Here is a 20,010-nt window from a genome sequence, read left to right as displayed (position 1 = left end):
CGCTGATCCGTGAACGTATAGGCAGATGATCGCTTGTCACAAGTTCATGCCGCGCAGATCACGTGAAGATCACAGAGGTGAGCGCGTGTCACCTTTGCGTCGGCGACGGATCGTTCCCGGGCGGCGACGGGACCGGTGTGAACGACACCGGCAGGGTGCGCAGCCCCCGCATGATGAGCCCGCCGCGCCAGCGCAGTTCGGCCGGGTCCGCGGCGAGGGCCAGGTCCGGGAGGCGGGTGAAGAGCGTGGCGAGCGCGGTCTGCCCCTCCAGCCGTGCGAGCGGGGCGCCGAGGCAGTAGTGGATGCCGTGGCCGTACCCGAGGTGCTGGCTGTCCCTGCGGGAGAGGTCGAGGGTGTCCGGGTCGGCGAACCGCTCCGGATCCCGGTCGGCGGCGGCCAGGACGACGAGGACGGGATCGCCGGGAGCGATGTCCTGCCCGCCGATGGTGAGCGCCTCGGTGGCGAAGCGCCAGGTGGCGAGCTCCACGGGGCCGTCGAAGCGGAGCAGTTCCTCGACGCCGGTCTCCAGCAGACCGCGCTCGCCGGCGGCGAGGGAGCCCTGCAGACGGGCCCGCTGCTCGGGGTGGGTGAGCAGGGCGTACGTGCCGTTGCCGACGAGATTGACCGTGGTCTCGAACCCGGCGAACAAAAGGATGAACGCCATGGCCGCGGCCTCGTTCTCGGTGAGGTGCTCACCGTGGTCGGAGGCGCGGATGAGACCGGAGATGAGGTCCTCGCCGGGGCCGGGCTCGGCCGGCAGTGCGGCGCGCTTGCGGTGGATGAGGTCGGCGAGATAGCCCCGCATCTTCTTGACCGACCGTGCGACGCCACCCCGGGGGCCGCCCCCGTGGCGGATCATCATGCCCGCCCAGTCCCGGAAGTCGTCCTGGTCCTCGCGGGGCACGCCGAGCAGGTCGCAGATGGCGTAGATGGGCAGGGGGAAGGCGAATTCGTGGATGAGGTCGGCGGAGCCGGTGGCGGCGAACCGGTCGATCAGATCGTCGGCGAGCTCCTGCACCCGTGGCGCGAACTCGGCGACGCGCCGTGGCGTGAACGCCTTGCTCACCAGCCGGCGCAGCCTCGTGTGGTCCGGCGGGTCGATGTTGAGCAGATGCGTCATCAGCTCGGCCTTGCGCTCGCCCGGAATGCCGGTCTTCCCCTTGGCGTGTGCGGGCTCGTCGTGGTGCGCCGGGTTCTTGGACAGCCGCTGGTCGGCGAGGGCCTGCCGGGCGTCGGCGTACCGGGTGACCAGCCAGGCGTCCACGCCGCTGGGCAGGGTCGTGCGGCGCACGGGGGCGTGCTCGCGCAGCCAGGCGTAGGCGGGGTAGGGGTCGCTCGCGAACTCCCAGGTGAACAGCTCGGGAGCCGGGCGGTCGGGGGCGGGCCCGCCGGTCATCCCTCGACCTCCCTGATCGCGTCCCGGTAGGCCCGCGCCGCTGCGCGCAGGGCCGCTTCCGGGTCCGTGCCCTCCGATTCGGCGCGGGCCGCGAGGGCGAGGAGTTCGTAGCCGATGCCCTCGCCACCGGGGAGCGGTACCTCCAGGCCCGCCGTGCGGACCCGGGAGGCCAGTTTGGCGGCGAGGGCCAGGCCGGGCTGGCCGAGGGGGACGCCCTCGGTGACCGAGGTGCGCTGCTTCTCCACCGCCTTGGTGCGCAGCCAGTGCTCCCTGACCTCTTCCGGCGTGGTCGCCGTCTCGTCGCCGAAGACGTGCGGGTGGCGGTGGACGAGCTTGGTGACGATGCCGGCCGCGACGTCGTCGATCGAGAACGGCGCCTCGGTGTCCTCCTCCGCGATGCGGGCGTGGAAGACGACCTGGAGGAGGACGTCGCCCAGTTCCTCGCGCAGTTCGTCGCGGTCGCCGTCCTCGATGGCCTCGACGAGTTCGTAGGCCTCCTCGATGGCGTACTTCGCCAGTCCCTGGTGCGTCCGCTGGGAGGACCAGGGGCATTGCGCGCGGATGCGGTCCATGACCTGGACGAGGTCGAGGAGGCGGGCGCCCGGCAGGTCGTAGGAGGCGGGGAGCAGCTCCAGCTCGGGCATGGCGACGCGGCCGGAGCCGGCGAGGCGGGCCAGGCCGTCGGTGAGGGCCGGCTCGCCCTCGCCGGTCGCGACGACGACCACGGTGTGACCGCCCGCGCAGGCGGCGACCAGTTCCTCGGCGGCCGGGGATGCCTCGTCGACCCGTATGCCCGCCTCGCGCAGGTACGGCAGCTGCGGGTGCGCGGTGTCGGCGCACAGCACGCGGTCGGCGGTGCGCAGGGCCTGCCAGGCGGGCCAGGACAGCAGGCCGGGGGCGACGCGGTGGCTGGTGGTGAGCAGGACGATGCGGCCCGGGTCGGGGGCGGTGCCGGGAGCGGGGTCGGCGCTGGTTGCGTTCACGATCCGAACGTAACGCACGGTGCGGGCCGGGCCGCGGTCGTCCCCGGGCCGCGGCCCGCGCGGACGCCGCTACGCCGTCCGCTGGGCTCCGGCCGCCGTCACTTCCCGTACCCACGGTGTCTTGGCGTCGACGCGGCTGCTCTTCTGGACGTCCCAGGTGCCGTAGCGCGGGTTGAGGTCGACGTCGAGCTGCTGGGAGGCCTTGGACAGGGCCTGCCAGAACTCGGGGCGGCTGGTGTCGGTGCCGAGGTGTTCGGCGAGCTTCTGGGCCTCCAGCTGGACGAGGAGGTTCTCGTCGAGACGCTCGGGGGCGACGCCGTACTGCTGGAGCCAGACGGTCTCCAGCTCCTTGGCGCCGCCGGCCTGCTGCTCCAGGCCGCTGCGCATCTGCTGGACCTCCTTGCGGGAGACGCTCACGCCCGCGTCCTGGGCGGCGCGGTGCAGTACCCGGTCGAGGACCATGCCGTGCAGGGTGTCGCGGGTGAGGGTGCCGGTGCGGGCGACGACCTGCTGGTACTGGGTGTCGTCCGGGACGGCGGCCCGCTGCGCGTCGCGTACCTCGTCGACCCGGTTCTCCAGCTGGGCGACGGTGATCCGCTGGTCGCCGACGACGGCGGCCGCGCCGGGATGCGCGTCGTTCCCGCAGGCGGTGAGCAGGGGGGCCGCGGCGGCGATCGCGGCGGTGAGGAGGAGCGCGGTGCGACGGCGGCGGTGCAAGGAAACCTCCCGAGGAGATTGTGCGACGGTGCACAAAGTCTTGCGATGATCGATGGTAGGCAGTGGCCCAGCTTTGGCCAACCCATTCGACCAACGATTCACGGGGACTTCGGGCACCGCCGCGCCGCCGCCGAAGGTGCCGGGTCGGTCGGCCGGTGAGGGCCGGCGGACCGCGGGGACTAGCCGCGTACCTGGCCGAGCCATTCGAGCGTGCGCCGGACCTCGGCCGCGAGGGGGTGCCCGGGGCCGTGGGTGCGCTCCACGTCGTGCAGGAGCCGGGCCAGCGTCTCGTGGGCGGCGGCGCGGTCGCCGAGGGCGAGCAGGAGGTGGCCGATGCGGCGGCGGACGTCGTGGGCGAGGTCGGGGTCGCCGGCGACGTACTGGTTCTCGTAGTACGGCAGCAGGGCGCGGTACTCGGCGAGGGCGGCGGCCGGTTCGCCGAGCTGTTCCAGGCACTGGGCGGCGTCGTAGCGGTGGCGCAGGGACTGGGGGTCGGCCTGGCCGGCCTCGGCGGCACGTTCGTCGGCGAGCCGGCGCAGTTCGGGCAGGGCGCGGCGGTACTGGCCGTCGTCCATGAGGGTGGCGGCGTACTGCTTGCGCAGGCTGCGGACGACCGGGGAGCGTTCGCCGTGCTGTTCGGCGGCGGCGGGCAGGATCGCGCCGAGGATGTCGACGGCCTGGGTGATGCGGCCCTCGCCGAGGAGGCGTTTGACGTCGTCGACGGCGCGGGCGACGTCCGGCTTCCCGGCTTCGGCGACGGGGGCGGCCGGGGCGGGCCGGGGTGCGGGGGTGCGGGCGCGGTCGGGCCAGGGGGCGTGCGGGCGTACGAAGGGGCGGGTGGGGTCGAGGGGGCCGCCGGTGGGCATGCCGCGTGCGGGCAGCAGCAGGGCCAGGTGTTCGTAGACCTCCTGGGCGGAGGCGGGGCGGTGCTGCGGGTCCTTGGCGAGCAGGCGCAGGACGAGTGCCTCGAGGGCCTCGGGGACCTCGGGGCGTATGCGGCGCACCGGCAGGGGCGGTTCGTACAGGTGCCGGTGGAGTACGCCGAGGGCCGTCGATCCCGCGAACGGGACGTCGCCGCTGAGCAGTTCGTGCAGGAGGACGCCGAGTGCGTACAGGTCGGTGTAGGGGCCGACGGCGCCGCCCATCGCCTGCTCGGGCGCCATGTAGGCGGGTGAGCCTATGGGGGTGCCGGTGTGGGTGAGGCGGGTGGTGTCGGCGTCCATGACGGAGGCGACGCCGAGGTCGAGGACGGTGACGGTGCCGTCCTGCTTCACCATCACGTTGCGCGGCTTGAGGTCGCGGTGGACGATCGGCACGGCGTGCACGGCGCTGAGGACGGCGCACAGCTGGGCGGCGACCGCGACGGCCCACTGCCAGGGGTAGGGGTCGTGCTCGGCGAGGTGGTCGGAGAGGTCGGCGCCGTCGACGTACTGCATGACGAGGAAGAGTTCCTCGCCCTCGCTGCCCGCGTCGTGCACGGTGACCAGGCCGGGGTGGTCGACCTGCGCGGTCACCCGGCATTCGCGCACGAACCGGCGGCGCAGTTCGTCGGCCTCCTGGCCGGCCACCTTGTCGGGGCGCAGCAGCTTCACGGCGACGCGCCGGTCGAGCCGCTGGTCGTATGCCGTCCAGACCTGGCCCATGCCGCCCTGTCCGATGAGCGTGGACAGCTCGTAGCGGCCGGCGACGACGCGTCCTGTCGCCACGGTCACCTCATGCCCTCGTGATTGCCGTTGCCGTCGTGCCTGCGGAGGTAGTCGCTGAGCTCGTCGAGTTCGGCGCGGACCTGGTCGATGCGGGCGGGGGCGGGGGTGTGCGGCGGCGGGGTGGGTGCGGGGGTCTGGGCAGGCGGCGTCGGTACCGGGGTGGGCGTCGGCGGCATCGGGGGCGGGGTGTGGTGGGGCTGGGGCACGATCGGCTGACGGGCCGTCTGCGGGACGGTGGTGGCGGTGTACGGCGACGCCGGGGACTGCGGATAGCCGTACCCCGGGGCGGGGGCCGGCTGGGGCGCGTATCCGGTCCCGTAGCGGAGCTGGTGGAAGTGGCGGACGTCGGCCGCCAGGTAGTACGCCATGACGGCCACGAGCGTGCCGAACAGCAGGGCCATGCCCGTCCAGCCGCCCGCGGTGTGGATCTCGTCGCCGGGCTCGGTGCCGATCAGGACGAGCGCGAGCGCGTCCGCGGCCATCGCGGCCACGAACAGGCCCCAGTCCAGCGCCTTGCGCGTGACGATCGCCAGCCGCAGCAGCATCGTCCAGGCCAGCAGGCCGATGGTGAAGACCGAGATGGCCACGAACAGCACGCGCAGGAAGACCAGCCAGCCCGTCGGGGGTGGCTGCTTCACCGGCTGCGGGTAGCCGTGGCCATGCATGGCTGCTCCTGGTACCTGGGGCGTGGACCGACGTTGTCGGCATCGAGCGTATAGGCCGACACGGACAACCGGCCCAGGGTTGTACCGAACCGTTGTCGTGCTGGTCACTTCCCGTGCCCGGGGCGTCAGTCGGGGGCGACCGTGCCGTCCGTCAGGCCGTCGTACATGCCGCGTACGAGCTGCTCGCCGAGGCGGCCGGCGTGCCTGAGCGCCCGTTCGAACTCGTCGAGGGCGCGGAAGCGGGCGCCGTAGCGGCGCTGTGCGTCCAGCGGGAGCCGGGGGAGCTGGAGGCGGCGTACGTCGAGGCGGGTGGCGGTGGAGGCGTAGCTGCTGGCCTGGCGGTTGTTGGCGGTGCCGCGCAGGGACCCGGCGAGGAACCAGGGGTCCAGCGCGGCCGGGTCGGGGCGCAGCAGGACGAGGTGGCGTCCCAGGGCGGCGCCGGCGGTGGCGTCGTCGATCACGCGGGCGACGGAGTCGCCGCCGAGGACCGGCAGGACGACGTCGCCCGGCTCGGTGAGCACGGGTTCCTCGTCGCTCTCCGGGAGGGTGCCGGTGGGGGCGGTGCCGGCGAGGACGTCGAGGTCGGTGAGGACGGGCACGCGCGCGTGGCCGCCGTTCGTGCCGGTGCGCATCTTCAGGGCGCCGCCGCGGGCGAGTTCGCCGACGGTGGTGAGGGGCCAGCGGGGCGTGGCCGGTGCGGTGCCGGCGGGCGGCGGGGTGAGGTCGGCGGCCAGGCGCAGGGTCTCGCCGAGGCGTTCGCGTACGTCGGTGAGCTGTTCGGCGCCGTCGGCGGCGGCGGGCGGCGGCAGGTGGCGGGCCGGGGCGAGGTCGACGTCGTCGTCGAGGAGTGCGATGACGGGCAGGGAGCGGGCCAGGCCCGGGCGTTCGTCGAGGTGTCCGGCGCGGTCGAAGTCCCGCCACGCGTCGAGCACGGCCTCGCGTACGGCCCGCCAGTCCGGTCCGCCGCGTCCCTCGCCGGCGAACTGGCCCGTGTCGGCGAGCAGTACCTCCGGCTGTGCGGGGGCCTTCTCGGGGCGGCGCAGCACCCACAGGTGGAGCGGGATGTTGTGCGGCGGTGCCGCGCCGACCGGCAGGGCGACGACGGCCCGCAGGGCGCCCCGGCGCAGCAGGTCGGCGCGGATGCGGCGGCCGGAGCGGCGGGAGGCGGCGGCGGGCGGCATGAGGAGGACGGCCGTGCCGCCGTCCGTCAGGCGGGCCAGGGCGTGCTGCACCCAGGCCAGCTCGGACTCGGTGCGGGCCGGGAAGCCGTACTCCCAGCGGGTGTCGTAGGCGAGTTCGTCGTGTCCCCAGTTGCGCTCGTTGAACGGCGGGTGGCACAGGACGGCGTCGGCGCGCAGTTCGGGGAAGGCGTCCGCGCGCAGGGTGTCGCCGGCGGCGATGCGCACGGCGGCCGTGCTGCTCAGGGCGAGCCGCAGTCCGGTGAGGGCGGCCAGTTCGGGGGCGCTGTCCTGGCCGTACTGCTCCTGGCCGGGGCGGGCGTCGACCGCGCGGAGCAGGGTGCCGGTGCCGCAGGCCGGGTCGAGCACCGTCCGGGCGGGGCCGGCGAGTTCGGCCATCAGCTCGGCGAGGGGGTTCGGGGTGAGGGTGTAGTGCCGCGGGTTGGCGTCGAGGTGCCGGCCGAGCAGGAACTCGTACGTCTGCCGCGCGCCCTGGGCCGCGGCGAGTTCGGCGGCGCCGCGCAGGAGCGGTACGGAGGGCAGCAGGCGGGGGCTGATCGGGGTGGCGACAGTGCGGTCGCGGTCGGTGCCGAAGCGCGGGGCGAGCACCTGGTCGAGTGCGGCGGGCAGCAGGGCGGCGAGGCGCTCGTCGGAGCCGGCGCTCATGTCCAGCCAGTCGGTGGGGCGGTCGTGGATGAGCAGGAGGACGCAGCCGGCGTGGGTGAGCGCCGTGACCGGTCCCTCGGGGTGGCCGGCGAGTTGCTGCCAGACGCGTTCACGCAGGGGGACCTCGGCGAGCTTGCCCTGGCTGCGCAGCCATTCCTCGATCTCGGCGAGGGCGAAGGAGGGGCTGGTCTCGGTGCCGCCGACGGGCTTGGGGAAGTCGGCGTGCCGGCGGCGCCAGTTGCTCACGGCCGCGCGGCCGACACCGGCGAGCCGTGCGATTCCGGCGGCGGTCACTTCAGTCGCGTTGTCCTGCACCCGCGCGGCTCCCCTCGTCCGTGTGTGGCGACGAGCATACCGAGACGGCGTGGATCGACGCATTCACGGCCGTGTACTCGCTCGACTCTGTGAACCTGGTTGACTCGGTTCACAGCATCTGTTCTTATTGACCTCGCCAACGAGCGGTCGCCGACAAGAGGCGGTCGCCACAGGGGAGGGGACACAGCCATGGGCATGAAGGGCAAGGTCGCGCTGGGCGCCGTTGTGGGGATCGTCGTCATCGGAGCCGTCTCGGCGAACTCCGGCAGCGACGACGGCGGCTCCGACGGCAAGAGCTCTTCGGCGTCCGCCGGGCAGCAGTCCGGCGGCAAGAAGGACGCGGGTTCGGCCGGGGGCGGCGCGGACGCGGCGAAGGCGGAGAAGAAGGCCGCCTTCGAGGGGGACGGCGACTTCGAGGTCGGCTCGGACGTCAAGCCCGGCACCTACCGCACCACCGGCAACACGGACGGCATGTGCTACTGGGAGCGTGCCAAGGACGCCTCGGGCGAGTTGGACTCGCTGCTGGCCAACGACAATGTGACCGGCACCGGTTACGTCACCGTCAAGGCCACCGACAAGTTCTTCAAGTCGAGCGGCTGCGGCGACTGGGAGGCCGTCGACCCGAAGGCCAAGGGCACTCCCGCCGCCAAGATGTCCGGGGACGGCGGCATGTTCGCGGTCGGCACCGACATCGCCCCCGGCACCTACAAGTCCACGGGCAACACCGACGACGGCTGCTACTGGGAGCGCGCCAAGAACGCCGACCACTCGCTCGAGTCGATCATCGCGAACAACAACGTGTCCGGTACGGCGGTCGTGCGCATCAGCGCCTCGGACGCCTACTTCAAGACGGTCGGCTGCTCGGACTGGCAGAAGACCGGCTGACCCCCCACCACCACCCGGCCTCCGCCGGGTACGTTCACCACCCCCAGCACCACCAAGGAGCCCTCATGCGGCGCACCACTCTCGTCGCCCTCTGCCTCGCGGCAACGACCACCGTGGGACTCACCGCCTGCCAGTCAGGCAAGGACGACGACGGGTCCGGCACCTCGGCCTCCGCGGCCGCGTCGAAGCCGGCGTCGGCATCCGCACCCGCGGAACCGTTCGCCGGACTGACCGGGGCGCAGATCGCCGAACGGGCCGTCGAGGCCACCACCGGGGCACGCTCGCTGCGCATGACCGGCGACGTCCCCGACGACGAGAGCGGCGGCACCATCACGATCGACCTGGCCATGGACCGGCAGGGCCAGTGCGCCGGCACGATGAGCCTGGACGGCCAGGGCGAGGCCGAGCTGATCAAGACCGGCGGCACGCTCTACATGAAGTACGACGAGAAGTTCCTGCGCGCCCAGAGCGAGGGGGAGCCGGCGGCCGACACCGACGCGGCCGTGGCGATGCTGGCCGGCAAGTGGACCAAGATGGCCGCCACCGGCCAGGACGCCAAGGACATGGCGGGCTTCTGCGACCTGGACGCGATGCTCGGCGAGATGGACGGCGCCGGCCAGGACGTGACGCGCGGCAAGCCCGCCACCGTCGGCGACACCCCCGCGTTCGTCCTGTACGAGAAGGACGGCGCGGACCGCAACACGCTGTACGTCGCCACCGAGGGCAAGCCGTACCTGCTGCGCTTCGACAGCGCGTCCGAGCAGGACCCCGGCACGATGACCTTCAGCGCGTACGACGAGCCGGTGGCCGCGAAGGCGCCCTCCGGGGACGTCCTGGACCTGGACGCGCTGGGCGGCTGAGGTCTGGCGGCCCGGCTCAGCCGCCGCACTGCCGCAGCATGGCCTCCCGGTCCGGTGCGGTCACCGCCAGTTCGTACTTGACGGCGACCTGGGCGAAGCGGACGGCGTACGCGCACCGGATGCCCTTGCTCGGGGGCAGCCAGGAGGCCGGCCCGGAGTCGCTCTTGGCCGAGTTGGCCCGGCCCTCGACGGGGATGAGGTTGAGGGGGTCGTTCGCGAGTTGCCTGCGCTTGCTGTCCGGCCACCGCGAGGACCCCAACTGCCAGCTGTACGACAGCGGCACGACGTGGTCGATCTGGACCTCGCTCGCCTTCTGCTTGCGCCACTCGATGGTCGTGCCCGTGTACGGGTCGTGCAGCGTCATCGCGACCACCACACAGTTGGACCCGGAACGGAAGCGCACCTCCTGGCCGTCGCGTCGCAGCAGGTCGTTGCGGGTGTCGCAGCCGTTCCTCGCCAGCGGCACGCCGTCGGCGGTGTCCATCCAGGCGTAGCCGAACTCGTCCCGGTCGTAACCGGTCCTGGGGCCGCGCCCCTTGGTCTTCAGGGTCTCGATGAGCTTGCGGGCCGCGGCCCGGTCGGCGTCGCCGGTGACCGGGCCGAGACCGGGCTCGGTCCCGTCGGGGTTGCGCAGCGGGCTGACGGCCTGCCCCGCAGCCGGCGGCGCCTCGGCGCCGCCGGCGGACGGCGCGGTCCCGTCACTCTCGAGGCCCTCGCACCCGGCCACCAGGGCCAGGGTGAGCACCGCGCCCGCGGCCCCTGCCGTACGAATCCTGCTGCGCCGTCCCATGCGCGCCCCTCCCCTTGCTGTTCACCGACACCACCGTAGCGAGGGAGAGGTCCAGACCATACGGGGCCTTAGTGGGCATGCGGGACATATCTGGCGTACGGTCGGTGGTGAGTCACGTCCCGGAAGGAGCGCTGCATGGGCTTCCTCGACAAGATGAAGAGCATGGCCGGCAAGGACAAGGACCGCTCCCGGAAGATGTCCGACGCCGCCGAACGCCAGGTCAACGAGCGGACCGGCGGCAAGCACGAGAAGCAGGTCGACGCCGCGCAGCAGCGGGCCGAGGATCAGATGGGCTTCGGACGCGAGCGTGGCGGTGACCGGCCGGAGCGGCCGTAGGCGCGCTCCTCATATATCGCACACATCCGAGCCGTCCACGGGCCTGTTCCGTGGACGGCTCCTTCTGCTTCGGCCCCTTCTTCTTCGGCCCCTTCTTCGCCGGGCGTCACGGCACCGGTTGCGCGCTCACGACCCCAGGATCGAGGTCAGGAACTCGCCCACCCACGCCAGCAGTTCCCGCCCGAGGAGCGGCTTGCCGCCCACCTTCGCGGTCTTCGGGCGCGGCACCAGCACCTGGTGGGCGGTCGCCTTGATGACCGTGCCCGGGTACAGCCGCTTGAGGCGCAACTCCTGGGACTCGCGCAACTCCACCGGCGCGAAGCGGATGTTGTTGCCCTGGAGCACGATCTCGCCGACCCCGCAGGCCCGCGCCAGCATCCGCAGCCCCGCGACCAGCAGCAGGTTCTCCACCGGTTCCGGCAACTTGCCGTAGCGGTCGACGAGTTCCTCCCGTACGGCCTTGACGTCCTCCTCGCTGTTGGCCGAGGCGATGGACCGGTACGCCTGGAGCCGCAGCCGCTCGCCGGGCGCGTAGTCGTGCGGGACGTGCGCGTCGACGGGCAGCTCGATCTTGACCTCGAGCGGCGGCTCCTCCTCGACGCCGCCCTCCAGGGAGGCCCGGTAGTCGGCGACGGCCTCCCCGACCATGCGGACGTACAGGTCGAAGCCGACGCCCGCGATGTGGCCGGACTGCTCGCCGCCGAGCAGGTTGCCGGCGCCGCGGATCTCCAGGTCCTTCATCGCCACGTACATGCCCGCGCCCATCTCCGTGTGCTGGGCGATGGTGGCGAGCCGCTCGTGCGCCGTCTCGGTCAGCGGCTTCTCCGGCGGGTAGAGGAAGTAGGCGTAGCCGCGCTCGCGGCCACGGCCGACCCGGCCGCGCAGCTGGTGGAGCTGGCTGAGGCCGAAGTTGTCGCCGCGCTCGACGATGAGGGTGTTGGCGTTGGAGATGTCGATGCCGGACTCGACGATGGTCGTGGAGACCAGCACGTCGAACTTCTTCTCCCAGAAGTCGACGACGACCTGCTCCAGGGCCTGCTCCGACATCTGGCCGTGAGCGGTGGCGATCCGCGCCTCGGGCACGATCTCGCGCAGCTTGGCCGCCGCGCGGTCGATGGACTCGACGCGGTTGTGGATGTAGAAGACCTGGCCCTCGCGCAGCAGCTCGCGGCGGATCGCGGCGCCGATCTGCTTGTGCTCGTAGGGGCCGACGAAGGTCAGGACCGGGTGGCGCTCCTCGGGCGGGGTGGTGATCGTGGACATCTCGCGGATGCCGGTGACCGCCATCTCCAGGGTGCGCGGGATGGGCGTCGCGGACATGGTGAGGACGTCGACGTTGGCGCGGAGCTTCTTCAGCTGCTCCTTGTGCTCGACGCCGAAGCGCTGCTCCTCGTCGACGATGACCAGGCCCAGGTCCTTGAACTTGGTCTCGGAGGAGAACAGGCGGTGGGTGCCGATGACGATGTCCACGGAGCCCTCGCGCAGGCCCTCCAGGGTCGCCTTGGCCTCGGTGTCGGTCTGGAAGCGGGACAGCGCCTTCACGTTCACCGGGAACTGGGCGTACCGCTCGCTGAACGTCCCGAAGTGCTGCTGCACCAGCAGGGTCGTGGGCACGAGCACGGCGACCTGCTTGCCGTCCTGGACGGCCTTGAAGGCGGCGCGGACCGCGATCTCCGTCTTGCCGTAGCCGACGTCGCCGCAGATCAGGCGGTCCATGGGGACCGTCTTCTCCATGTCGTCCTTGACCTCGGCGATGGTCGTGAGCTGGTCCGGGGTCTCCGCGTACGGGAAGGCGTCCTCCAGCTCGCGCTGCCAGGGGGTGTCCGCGCCGAACGCGTGGCCCGGCGCCGCCATCCGGGCGCTGTAGAGCTTGATCAGGTCGGCTGCGATCTCCTTGACGGCCTTCTTCGCGCGGGCCTTGGTCTTGGTCCAGTCGGCGCCGCCCAGGCGGTGCAGGGTGGGGGCCTCGCCGCCGACGTACTTGGTGATCTGCTCCAGCTGGTCGGTGGGGATGTAGAGCCGGTCGCCGGGCTGGCCGCGCTTGGCGGGGGCGTACTCCACGACCAGGTACTCGCGGGTGGCGCCCTGCACGGTGCGCTGCACCATCTCGATGTAGCGGCCCACGCCGTGCTGCTCGTGGACGATGTAGTCGCCCGCCTCCAGGGTGAGCGGGTCGATGGTCTTGCGGCGCCGGGCGGGCATCCGGGCGCCCTCGCGGCCGGCGGCCTTCTGCCCGGTCAGGTCGGTCTCGGTGAGCACGGCGAGCTTGAGCGCCGGGTCGACGAAGCCGTGGTCGATGGAGCCGCAGGAGACGTGCACGACGGACGGGGACAGTTCGCCCAGGTCGTTGTCGAGGCGGGCGGCGATGCCCTCGCCGCCCAGCACCTCGACCGTACGGGCCGCCGGGCCGTGGCCCTCGGTGACGTAGACCGTGCGCCAGCCGTCGGACAGCCAGCCCTTGGTGTCGGCGAGGGCCTTGGCGGTGTCGCCGCGGTAGGTCTCGGGGGCGTGCATGCCGAGCTTGAGGGTGTCCGAGTCGCCCGCCGCGTCAGCGGCAGATGCCAGCGTCTCGTCGGCGGCGAACGGCGACACCGACCACCACATCATGTCCAGCTCGCGGGCCCGGTCCCGGACGTCCGCGATGGACCACAGGGAGGCCGCGTCGACGTCGATCGGCGCCTCGCCTCCGCCCGCGGTGGCGGCCCAGGACGCCTGGAGGAACTCCTGGCTCGTCGCCACCAGGTCGGCGGCCCGGGTCCGGACCCGCTCGGGGTCGCAGACGACGGCCATGGCGCCCTTGGGCAGCACGTCGAGCAGCAGCTCCATGTCGTCCACGAGGACGGGCGCCAGGGACTCCATGCCCTCCACGGCGATGCCCTCGGCGATCTTGCCGAGGAGTTCACCGAGCTCGGGGTGCTCCTCGGCGAGGGCGGCGGCCCGCTCGCGGACCCGGGGCGTCAGCAGCAGCTCGCGGCAGGGCGGGGCCCACAGGCCGTGCTCGGCGACCTCCAGGGAGCGCTGGTCGGCGACCTTGAAGTAGCGGATCTCCTCGACGTCGTCGCCCCAGAACTCGACGCGCAGGGGGTGTTCCTCGGTGGGCGGGAACACGTCGAGGATGCCGCCGCGCACCGCGAACTCGCCGCGCTTCTCCACCAGCTCCACGCGCTGGTACGCGGCGGCGGCGAGGGCCTCGACGATCTCGTTCAGGTCGGCGCTCTGCCCGGTGCGCAGGGACACCGGCTCCAGCTCGCCCAGGCCCTTGACCTGGGGCTGGAGCACGGAGCGCACGGGCGCGACGACGACCGAGACCGGACCGGTCTCCGGGTCGTCGGGCCGCGGGTGGGTCAGGCGCCGCAGGACGGCCAGGCGGCGGCCGACGGTGTCGCTGCGCGGGCTGAGCCGCTCGTGCGGCAGGGTCTCCCAGGACGGGTACTCGACGACGCCCTCGGGCGGCAGCAGCGAGCGCAGGGCCGCGGCCAGGTCCTCCGCCTCGCGTCCCGTCGCCGTCACCGCCAGGACGGGGCGGTTCGTCTCGCGGGCGAGCGCGGCGACGGAGAAGGGGCGGGCCGCGGGGGGACCGACCAGGTCGACGTGCATGCGGTTGCCGTCGGCGGCGGCGGTGATCGCCTCCGCGAGGGCGGCGTCCTTGACGACGGCGTCGAGCAGACCGTGCAGGCTCATTCGGGGCGCTTTCCGTCCGGGGATGTTCAACACGACGGGCCCGACGCGCGCTGCGGGCCGGGGGTGTCCAGCGTACGTCGCTGCGCGGGCGGGTGCGGGGGCTGTGGACAGCGTCCCGTCCGTGTACGGGTGCCCCGAGGGTGCGGCTGATGCACCAGGGGGCTCCGCCCCCTGGCCCCCCGGCCTGTGCCCGCCCGCCACCCGACTCGGCGGGCTGGAAGGTGAGCGGAAAAGAGGCCCGGCACCGGAATCCCCTCGGACTCCGGTGCCGGGCCTATCCCCCGCAACCCCCGTATGCGGTGGCTCTGGGGTGCTACTCCGTCGCGATGGCGTTCAGGACGTTCATCCGGCCCGCCCGGAAGGCCGGGATCAGGGCGGCGAACAGGCCCACGAAGGCCGAGCCGATGAACACGCCGATGATCGTCGGCCACGGGATGTCGAGGACGTTCAGTCCCTCCAGGGCCAGCAGCTTCTGCGCCGTGGTGCCCCAGCCCATGCCCAGCCCCAGCCCCAGCAGGGCGCCGAAGAGGGCGATGACCACGGACTCCATGCGGATCATCCGGCGCAGCTGGCGGCGGGAGAGGCCGATCGCCCGCATCAGGCCGATCTCGCGGGTTCGCTCGACCACCGACAGCGCCAGGGTGTTCACCACGCCCAGGACCGCGACGATGATCGCGAGGGCGAGCAGGCCGTAGACCATGTTCAGCAGCTGGCCGACCTGGTCCTTGAGCTCCTGCTTGTAGTCGGTCTGGTCCCGCACCTGGTACTGCGGGTACTGGTCCAGCGACTTCTTGAGGGCCGCGTACGCCTGGTCCTCCTGGCCGTCCTTCGCCTTGGCGAACATGATCATGTTCGGCGGGACCCGGTCGGCCGGCAGGTACTTCCGCATCGTGTCGATGCTGATGTACCGGGCGCCCTGGTCGATGGCCACGTCGTCGCTCGTGATGGCGGCGACCTTCAGCTTCGCCGTCCCGCCGCCCTTGAAGGCGACCGAGATCGTGTCGCCGACGTGCACGCCGTGCTTGTCGGCGTAGTCGGAGCCGACCGACATGGCGTCGGCACCGTAGGCGGCGTTCAGGTCACCGGCGGTGGTCGGGCGGCGGACGTCCTTGGCGTACGTCGGGTCGGCGGCGGTCAGGCCGTCGTCGTCCTTCTTGCCGTCGGGCGAGGTCAGCGTGGCGTCGAGCATCTTGTAGCGGGTGACGTGCTCCAGGCCGGGTGTGGCCTGCATCTTCTTCTCGGCCTGCGGCACGATCCGCTGGTTGCCCTCGACGATGAAGTCCGCGCCGACCGTCTTGTCCAGCTCGCTCGTGGCCGAGGCGACCATCGAGGAGCCGACCACCGACAGGCAGGCCACCAGGGCCAGGCCGATCATCAGGGCGGCGCCCGTGGCGCCGGTGCGGCGCGGGTTGCGCAGGGCGTTACGCTCGGCCATGCGGCCGACCGGGCCGAAGGCCCGCAGCAGCACCGCGCTGATCACCCGCACGACCCCGCCGGCCAGCAGCGGGCCGATCACCACGAAGCCGATCAGGGTGAGGACGATGCCCACCCCCAGCATCGACGCGCCGTCACTCGCCTTGTCCGCCGTACCGGCCGCGTACAGGGCGGCGACGCCGGCGCCGGTGAGGACCAGGCCGATCAGACCGCGGATCCAGCCCGCCTTGCCGTCGGCCGGCGTACCGGCGTCGCGCAGGGCGGCCATCGGGGAGACCTTGCCGGCGCGGCGGGCCGGCAGGTAGGCGGCCAGGACGGTGACCACGACGCCCAGGACCAGGCCGATCACGGGAGTGGCCGTCTTGACGGTCAGGTCGTCGGTGGACAGGTTCATGCCCGCCGACGACATCAGCTTCATCAGGCCGACGGCGATCCCCACACCGGCGGCGACACCGAGGACCGAGCCGACGACGCCGAGGAACAGCGCCTCGACCAGCACCGAGCGGTTGACCTGCCGGCGGGAGGAGCCGATGGCCCGCATCAGGCCGATCTCGCGGGTGCGCTGGGCGACCAGCATCGAGAAGGTGTTGATGATCAGGAAGATGCCGACCAGGAACGCGATCCCGGCGAAGCCGAGCATGGCGTACTTGATGACGTCCATGAACTCGCCGACGTCCTTGCGGTTCTCGTCGGCGGTCTCCTTGGCCGTCTGCACCTTGTAGGTGCCGTCCAGGGCCTTGGTGACGTTCTGCTTGAGCTGGGCGTCCGAGACGCCGGACGCGGCGGTCAGGTTGAACTGGGTGAACCGGCCCTCGGCGCCGAGCAGTTCGCGCTGGGCGGTCGGGGTGTCGAAGTAGACGACGGCCGCGCCGGGGTTGGTGACGGTGAAGGAGGCGATGCCGACGATCCTCGCCTTGAAGTCGCCGGTCTGCGCGATGGTGCGCAGCTCGTCGCCGATCTTCAGGTCGTGCTTGTCGGCGGTGTCGGAGTCGATCATCGCCTCGGTCGGGCCGCGCGGGGCGTGCCCGGAGGTGATCTCCATCGACTCGAGGTCGTTCTTCGTCCAGTTGCCGGCGATCGTCGGGGCGCCGCTGGTGGCGCCCACGTTGTCGTTGTCGCTGTTGACGACGGTCACGTTCATCGAGGCGACCGCGCCCTCGGCGGACGCGACGCCCTCGACCGAGCGGACCCGCTCCAGCGTGGACGCGGGCAGCGACTCGGGCACCCCGCTCTGCGGCGCGTCCTCGGCCTTCGCGTCCTTCGGCCCGACCGTCACGTCCGACGAGGTGACCGCGAACAGCTTGTCGAACGTCGTGTTCATGGTGTCCGTGAACACCAGCGTGCCGCACACGAACGCCACCGACAGCAGCACCGCCACCGCCGAGAGCGCCATCCGGCCCTTGTGCGCGAAGAAGTTGCGCAGCGAGGTCTTCACGACGGTCATGACGTACGCCCCCGGGCGTCGAAGTCCTTCATGCGGTCCAGGACGGCTTCCGCGGTCGGCCGGTGCATCTCGTCGACGATCCGGCCGTCGGCGAGGTACAGCACCCGGTCCGCGTAACTGGCGGCCACCGGGTCGTGGGTGACCATCACGATGGTCTGGCCCAGCTCGTCCACCGACCGGCGCAGGAAGCCCAGCACCTCGGCGCCGGCCCGCGAGTCGAGGTTTCCGGTCGGCTCGTCCCCGAAGATGATCTCCGGTCGCGCGGCGAGCGCCCGCGCCACGGCGACGCGCTGCTGCTGGCCGCCGGAGAGCTGGGTCGGCCGGTGCTTGAGCCGGCCGGCCAGGCCCACGGTCTCCACGACCCGGTCCAGCCAGGCCTTGTCGGGCTTGCGGCCGGCGATGTCCATGGGCAGCGTGATGTTCTCGATGGCGTTCAGCGTCGGCAGCAGGTTGAACGCCTGGAAGATGAAGCCGATCCGGTCCCGGCGCAGCTGCGTGAGCTTCTTGTCCTTCAGGCCGGTGATCTCGGTGTCGTCCAGGTAGATCTGTCCGCCGGTGACGGTGTCGAGGCCGGCCAGGCAGTGCATCAGCGTCGACTTGCCGGAGCCCGACGGACCCATGATCGCGGTGAACTGGCCGCGGGCGATGTCCACGTCCACGTGGTCGAGGGCGACCACCCGGGTCTCCCCGCTGCCGTAGGCCTTGACGACCTGCCGTGCCCGCGCGGCAACGGCCGTACGCCCTCCAGTGCTCCCGTGCCGGGGAATGGTTACGGCCGATGTCATGTCAAGTCTCCTATGTCGGTCATCGAGTGAGCCGTCGGTGCCGGCGGTACGCGTACCGCTGAAAGTCCCGTGTGCCTGTGCCGCCGCGTCGGTGGTGCCGGGCCGCCGCGTCCTACGTCGAAGAGTCTGGCCGGAACCAGGGGTCGGGCGCGCTGGTGCTCAGCGCACTCTTTCGCGGGGGAAAACCCCACCCCCGCTGGTCCGGTTCGCCGCCCCCCAGCGGCGTAAAGCCAGATTAAGGACCCGCCCGGGCCCCTCTCGTCCTCCGTCGGTACGAACCCTCCCCGGGCCGTAGTACGGAGGTACCCCTAGGGGCTGTCCACCCGTCGGTGGACTTCTCCTAGGGGTAGGTCTCCGCCCTTGGACGCACCGAGCCTCCACCCTCCCGCGACGTGAGGCTCAAGTGGCAAGCTGATCCCGGCAGATGGATGCACGGGGCACACATAAGGGGTCCCCGGCGAGGACGAGGGGGAGATCCGGGGTGGGCGGCACCAGACCCGCGGTACGCGAGGCCGCACCGGGCGGCGGCACGAACCGGCGCGGTGCCGTCGTCGCCGCGTTGATGCTCGCGATGGCACTGGCGGCCCTCGACTCGACCATCGTCTCCACCGCCGTCCCGCAGATCGTCGGCGACCTCGGCGGCTTCTCCCTCTTCTCGTGGCTCTTCTCCGGCTACCTGCTGGCCGTCACCGTCACCCTCCCCGTCTACGGCAAGCTCTCCGACACCTTCGGCCGCAAACCGGTGCTGGTCGCGGGCGCCGCCCTCTTCCTGCTCGGCTCCCTGCTGTGCGCGCTCGCGTGGAACATGGCCGCCCTGATCGCCTTCCGGGTCGTCCAGGGCCTGGGCGGCGGCGCCCTGCAGGGCACGGTGCAGACCCTCGCCGCCGACCTGTACCCGCTGGCGGACCGGCCCAGGATCCAGGCCCGGCTGTCCACCGTGTGGGCGGTGTCGGCGGTCGCGGGACCCGGCCTGGGCGGCGTGCTGGCCGCCTATGCCGACTGGCGCTGGATCTTCCTCGTCAACCTGCCGATCGGCGCCCTGGCCCTGTGGCTGATCGTGCGTCACCTGCACGAGCCGCAGCGGGAGACGTCCGGCGCGCGCCCCCGGGTCGACTGGGCGGGTGCGCTGGCCGTGTTCGCCTGCGGCGGGGTGCTGCTCACCGCGCTGGTGCAGGGCGGTGTGGCCTGGCCGTGGCTGTCGGCGCCCTCCCTGGCCCTGTTCGGGACGGGACTCGCGCTGCTGGCGGCCGTGGTGGTGATCGAACGCCGGGCGGCGGAGCCGATCATCCCCGGCTGGGTGTGGCGGCGCCGGACGATCGCCGCGGTGAACCTCGCGCTCGGCGCGCTGGGCCTGCTGATGGTCGCCCCGACCGTGTTCCTGCCCACCTACGCCCAGTCGGTGCTGGGCCTGGCCCCCGTGGCCGCCGGTTTCGTGCTGTCCGTGTGGACGCTGACCTGGCCCGTGTCGGCGGCGCTGAGCCAGCACGTGTACCGCAGGATCGGCTTCCGCAACACGGCGATGCTGGGCATCGTCACCGCGTCCCTGATCCTGCTCGCCTTCCCCTTCCTGCCCTACCCGGGCGAGCCCTGGCAGCCGATGCTGCTGATGCTGCTGCTCGGTGCCGCGCTCGGTCTGTTCCAGCTCCCGCTCATCGTCGGCGTCCAGTCGACGGTGGGCTGGTCGGAGCGCGGCACGGCGACCGCGTCCGTCCTCTTCTGCCGTCAGACCGGGCAGACCGTCGGCGCGGCCGTCTTCGGCGCGATCGCCAACGGCGTGCTGGCCGCGCGCCTCGGCGGGGCGAGCGACCTCGACTCGGTGACCCGGGCGTTGGACACGGGCGCCCCCGCCGAACCCGTACGGCACGCGATCGCCGAGGCCGTCCACGCGGTGTATCTGGGCGCGGCGGGGGCGGCGGCCCTGGCGTTCGTGGTGCTGCTGGTGGTCGCGCCGCGCACGTTCCCGGTGCTGAAGGACTGATCGCGCGGGACGGTTGTGCCGGTGCCCTGCGGGAACGGCGCGACGGTGGGCCCCGCACCCGAGGTCACGGCAAACCGACCACTCAGTTCGCCGAAAAGACCCCGCGGCTGTGAACCGGCGAGTAACGTGCGTGGCCCTCCACCCCCCACCTCCCTGCGGTCCGCCTGCGGACCCCAGCCGCGCAAGGAGCA

The 20,010-nt window shown here is 72.4% G+C and carries 14 protein-coding genes; 4 read left to right on the top strand and 10 right to left on the bottom strand.

What is annotated here, in order from left to right; all coding sequences use genetic code 11:
• Positions 1 to 88: 88 nt before the first annotated feature.
• The 6 genes from IEZ05_RS29475 to IEZ05_RS29450 all read right to left on the bottom strand — a co-directional run bounded on the left by IEZ05_RS29475 (position 89) and on the right by IEZ05_RS29450 (position 7,626).
• The gene (locus IEZ05_RS29475) at positions 89 to 1,396 is read right to left on the bottom strand and encodes a cytochrome P450 family protein (protein WP_189233304.1); all 1,308 of its coding nucleotides are present in this window, start codon (positions 1,394 to 1,396) and stop codon (positions 89 to 91) included.
• Positions 1,393 to 2,379 (bottom strand): nucleoside triphosphate pyrophosphohydrolase, encoded by a 987-nt coding sequence (locus IEZ05_RS29470; protein ID WP_189233303.1) that lies wholly within the window; start codon positions 2,377 to 2,379, stop codon positions 1,393 to 1,395. The genes IEZ05_RS29475 and IEZ05_RS29470 overlap by 4 nt, the downstream gene beginning before the upstream one ends.
• Before the next feature lie 69 nt (positions 2,380 to 2,448).
• Positions 2,449 to 3,096, bottom strand: a complete 648-nt coding sequence (locus tag IEZ05_RS29465; protein WP_189233302.1) for a SurA N-terminal domain-containing protein — start codon at positions 3,094 to 3,096, stop codon at positions 2,449 to 2,451.
• 179 nt (positions 3,097 to 3,275) lie between these two features.
• Positions 3,276 to 4,766, bottom strand: a complete 1,491-nt coding sequence (gene pkaE / locus IEZ05_RS29460) for a serine/threonine protein kinase PkaE (protein ID WP_268255239.1) — start codon at positions 4,764 to 4,766, stop codon at positions 3,276 to 3,278.
• Positions 4,767 to 4,804: 38 nt separating this feature from the next.
• The gene (locus tag IEZ05_RS29455) at positions 4,805 to 5,467 is read right to left on the bottom strand and encodes a hypothetical protein (protein WP_189233300.1); all 663 of its coding nucleotides are present in this window, start codon (positions 5,465 to 5,467) and stop codon (positions 4,805 to 4,807) included.
• A gap of 125 nt (positions 5,468 to 5,592) precedes the next feature.
• Positions 5,593 to 7,626 (bottom strand): N-6 DNA methylase, encoded by a 2,034-nt coding sequence (locus IEZ05_RS29450; RefSeq protein WP_189233299.1) that lies wholly within the window; start codon positions 7,624 to 7,626, stop codon positions 5,593 to 5,595.
• Positions 7,627 to 7,815: 189 nt separating this feature from the next.
• On the opposite strand from IEZ05_RS29450, the gene IEZ05_RS29445 reads away from it, so the two are divergent.
• Together IEZ05_RS29445 and IEZ05_RS29440 are read left to right on the top strand one after the other, a co-directional pair.
• Entirely contained in the window at positions 7,816 to 8,511 is a 696-nt protein-coding gene (locus IEZ05_RS29445) for a hypothetical protein (RefSeq protein ID WP_189233298.1), read from the top strand.
• A gap of 65 nt (positions 8,512 to 8,576) precedes the next feature.
• Positions 8,577 to 9,371 (top strand): hypothetical protein, encoded by a 795-nt coding sequence (locus IEZ05_RS29440; protein ID WP_189233297.1) that lies wholly within the window; start codon positions 8,577 to 8,579, stop codon positions 9,369 to 9,371.
• 16 nt (positions 9,372 to 9,387) lie between these two features.
• Here IEZ05_RS29440 and IEZ05_RS29435 read toward each other — a convergent pair whose 3' ends face one another.
• On the bottom strand, positions 9,388 to 10,161 hold the full coding sequence (locus IEZ05_RS29435; RefSeq protein WP_189233296.1) for an HNH endonuclease family protein: 774 nt from the start codon (positions 10,159 to 10,161) through the stop codon (positions 9,388 to 9,390).
• Positions 10,162 to 10,296: 135 nt separating this feature from the next.
• Between IEZ05_RS29435 and IEZ05_RS29430 the strand changes: the two genes are divergently transcribed.
• On the top strand, positions 10,297 to 10,497 hold the full coding sequence (locus IEZ05_RS29430) for an antitoxin (RefSeq protein WP_189233295.1): 201 nt from the start codon (positions 10,297 to 10,299) through the stop codon (positions 10,495 to 10,497).
• A 126-nt stretch (positions 10,498 to 10,623) separates the two neighbouring features.
• Here IEZ05_RS29430 and mfd read toward each other — a convergent pair whose 3' ends face one another.
• The 3 genes from mfd to IEZ05_RS29415 all read right to left on the bottom strand — a co-directional run bounded on the left by mfd (position 10,624) and on the right by IEZ05_RS29415 (position 17,841).
• Positions 10,624 to 14,178, bottom strand: a complete 3,555-nt coding sequence (gene mfd, locus IEZ05_RS29425; protein WP_189233294.1) for a transcription-repair coupling factor — start codon at positions 14,176 to 14,178, stop codon at positions 10,624 to 10,626.
• 313 nt (positions 14,179 to 14,491) lie between these two features.
• Positions 14,492 to 17,056: an ABC transporter permease gene (locus IEZ05_RS29420; protein WP_189233293.1), complete on the bottom strand. Its 2,565-nt coding sequence runs from the start codon at positions 17,054 to 17,056 to the stop codon at positions 14,492 to 14,494.
• Positions 17,053 to 17,841 carry an ABC transporter ATP-binding protein gene (locus IEZ05_RS29415; protein WP_189233292.1) on the bottom strand — a complete coding sequence of 263 codons (789 nt, stop codon included), beginning with the start codon at positions 17,839 to 17,841 and terminating at the stop codon, positions 17,053 to 17,055. Before IEZ05_RS29415 ends, IEZ05_RS29420 begins: the two co-directional genes overlap by 4 nt.
• A gap of 481 nt (positions 17,842 to 18,322) precedes the next feature.
• Between IEZ05_RS29415 and IEZ05_RS29410 the strand changes: the two genes are divergently transcribed.
• Positions 18,323 to 19,819 carry an MFS transporter gene (locus IEZ05_RS29410; RefSeq protein ID WP_189233291.1) on the top strand — a complete coding sequence of 499 codons (1,497 nt, stop codon included), beginning with the start codon at positions 18,323 to 18,325 and terminating at the stop codon, positions 19,817 to 19,819.
• Positions 19,820 to 20,010: the final 191 nt, after the last annotated feature.

Origin of the sequence: Streptomyces flaveolus (assembly GCF_014648815.1) — a bacterium.
Taxonomy (GTDB): domain Bacteria; phylum Actinomycetota; class Actinomycetes; order Streptomycetales; family Streptomycetaceae; genus Streptomyces; species Streptomyces flaveolus.
This window is presented reverse-complemented; position numbering and strand designations above follow the sequence as displayed.

What these genes read in the sequence shown, in the direction of transcription:
- IEZ05_RS29435 (WP_189233296.1), bottom strand. Translation starts at nt 10,161, where the DNA reads ATGGGACGGCGCAGCAGGATTCGTACGGCAGGGGCCGCGGGCGCGGTG.
- mfd (WP_189233294.1), bottom strand. Translation starts at nt 14,178, where the DNA reads ATGAGCCTGCACGGTCTGCTCGACGCCGTCGTCAAGGACGCCGCCCTC.
- IEZ05_RS29445 (WP_189233298.1), top strand. Translation starts at nt 7,816, where the DNA reads ATGGGCATGAAGGGCAAGGTCGCGCTGGGCGCCGTTGTGGGGATCGTC.
- IEZ05_RS29415 (WP_189233292.1), bottom strand. Translation starts at nt 17,841, where the DNA reads ATGACATCGGCCGTAACCATTCCCCGGCACGGGAGCACTGGAGGGCGT.
- IEZ05_RS29455 (WP_189233300.1), bottom strand. Translation starts at nt 5,467, where the DNA reads ATGCATGGCCACGGCTACCCGCAGCCGGTGAAGCAGCCACCCCCGACG.
- IEZ05_RS29475 (WP_189233304.1), bottom strand. Translation starts at nt 1,396, where the DNA reads ATGACCGGCGGGCCCGCCCCCGACCGCCCGGCTCCCGAGCTGTTCACC.
- IEZ05_RS29440 (WP_189233297.1), top strand. Translation starts at nt 8,577, where the DNA reads ATGCGGCGCACCACTCTCGTCGCCCTCTGCCTCGCGGCAACGACCACC.
- IEZ05_RS29420 (WP_189233293.1), bottom strand. Translation starts at nt 17,056, where the DNA reads ATGACCGTCGTGAAGACCTCGCTGCGCAACTTCTTCGCGCACAAGGGC.
- IEZ05_RS29430 (WP_189233295.1), top strand. Translation starts at nt 10,297, where the DNA reads ATGGGCTTCCTCGACAAGATGAAGAGCATGGCCGGCAAGGACAAGGAC.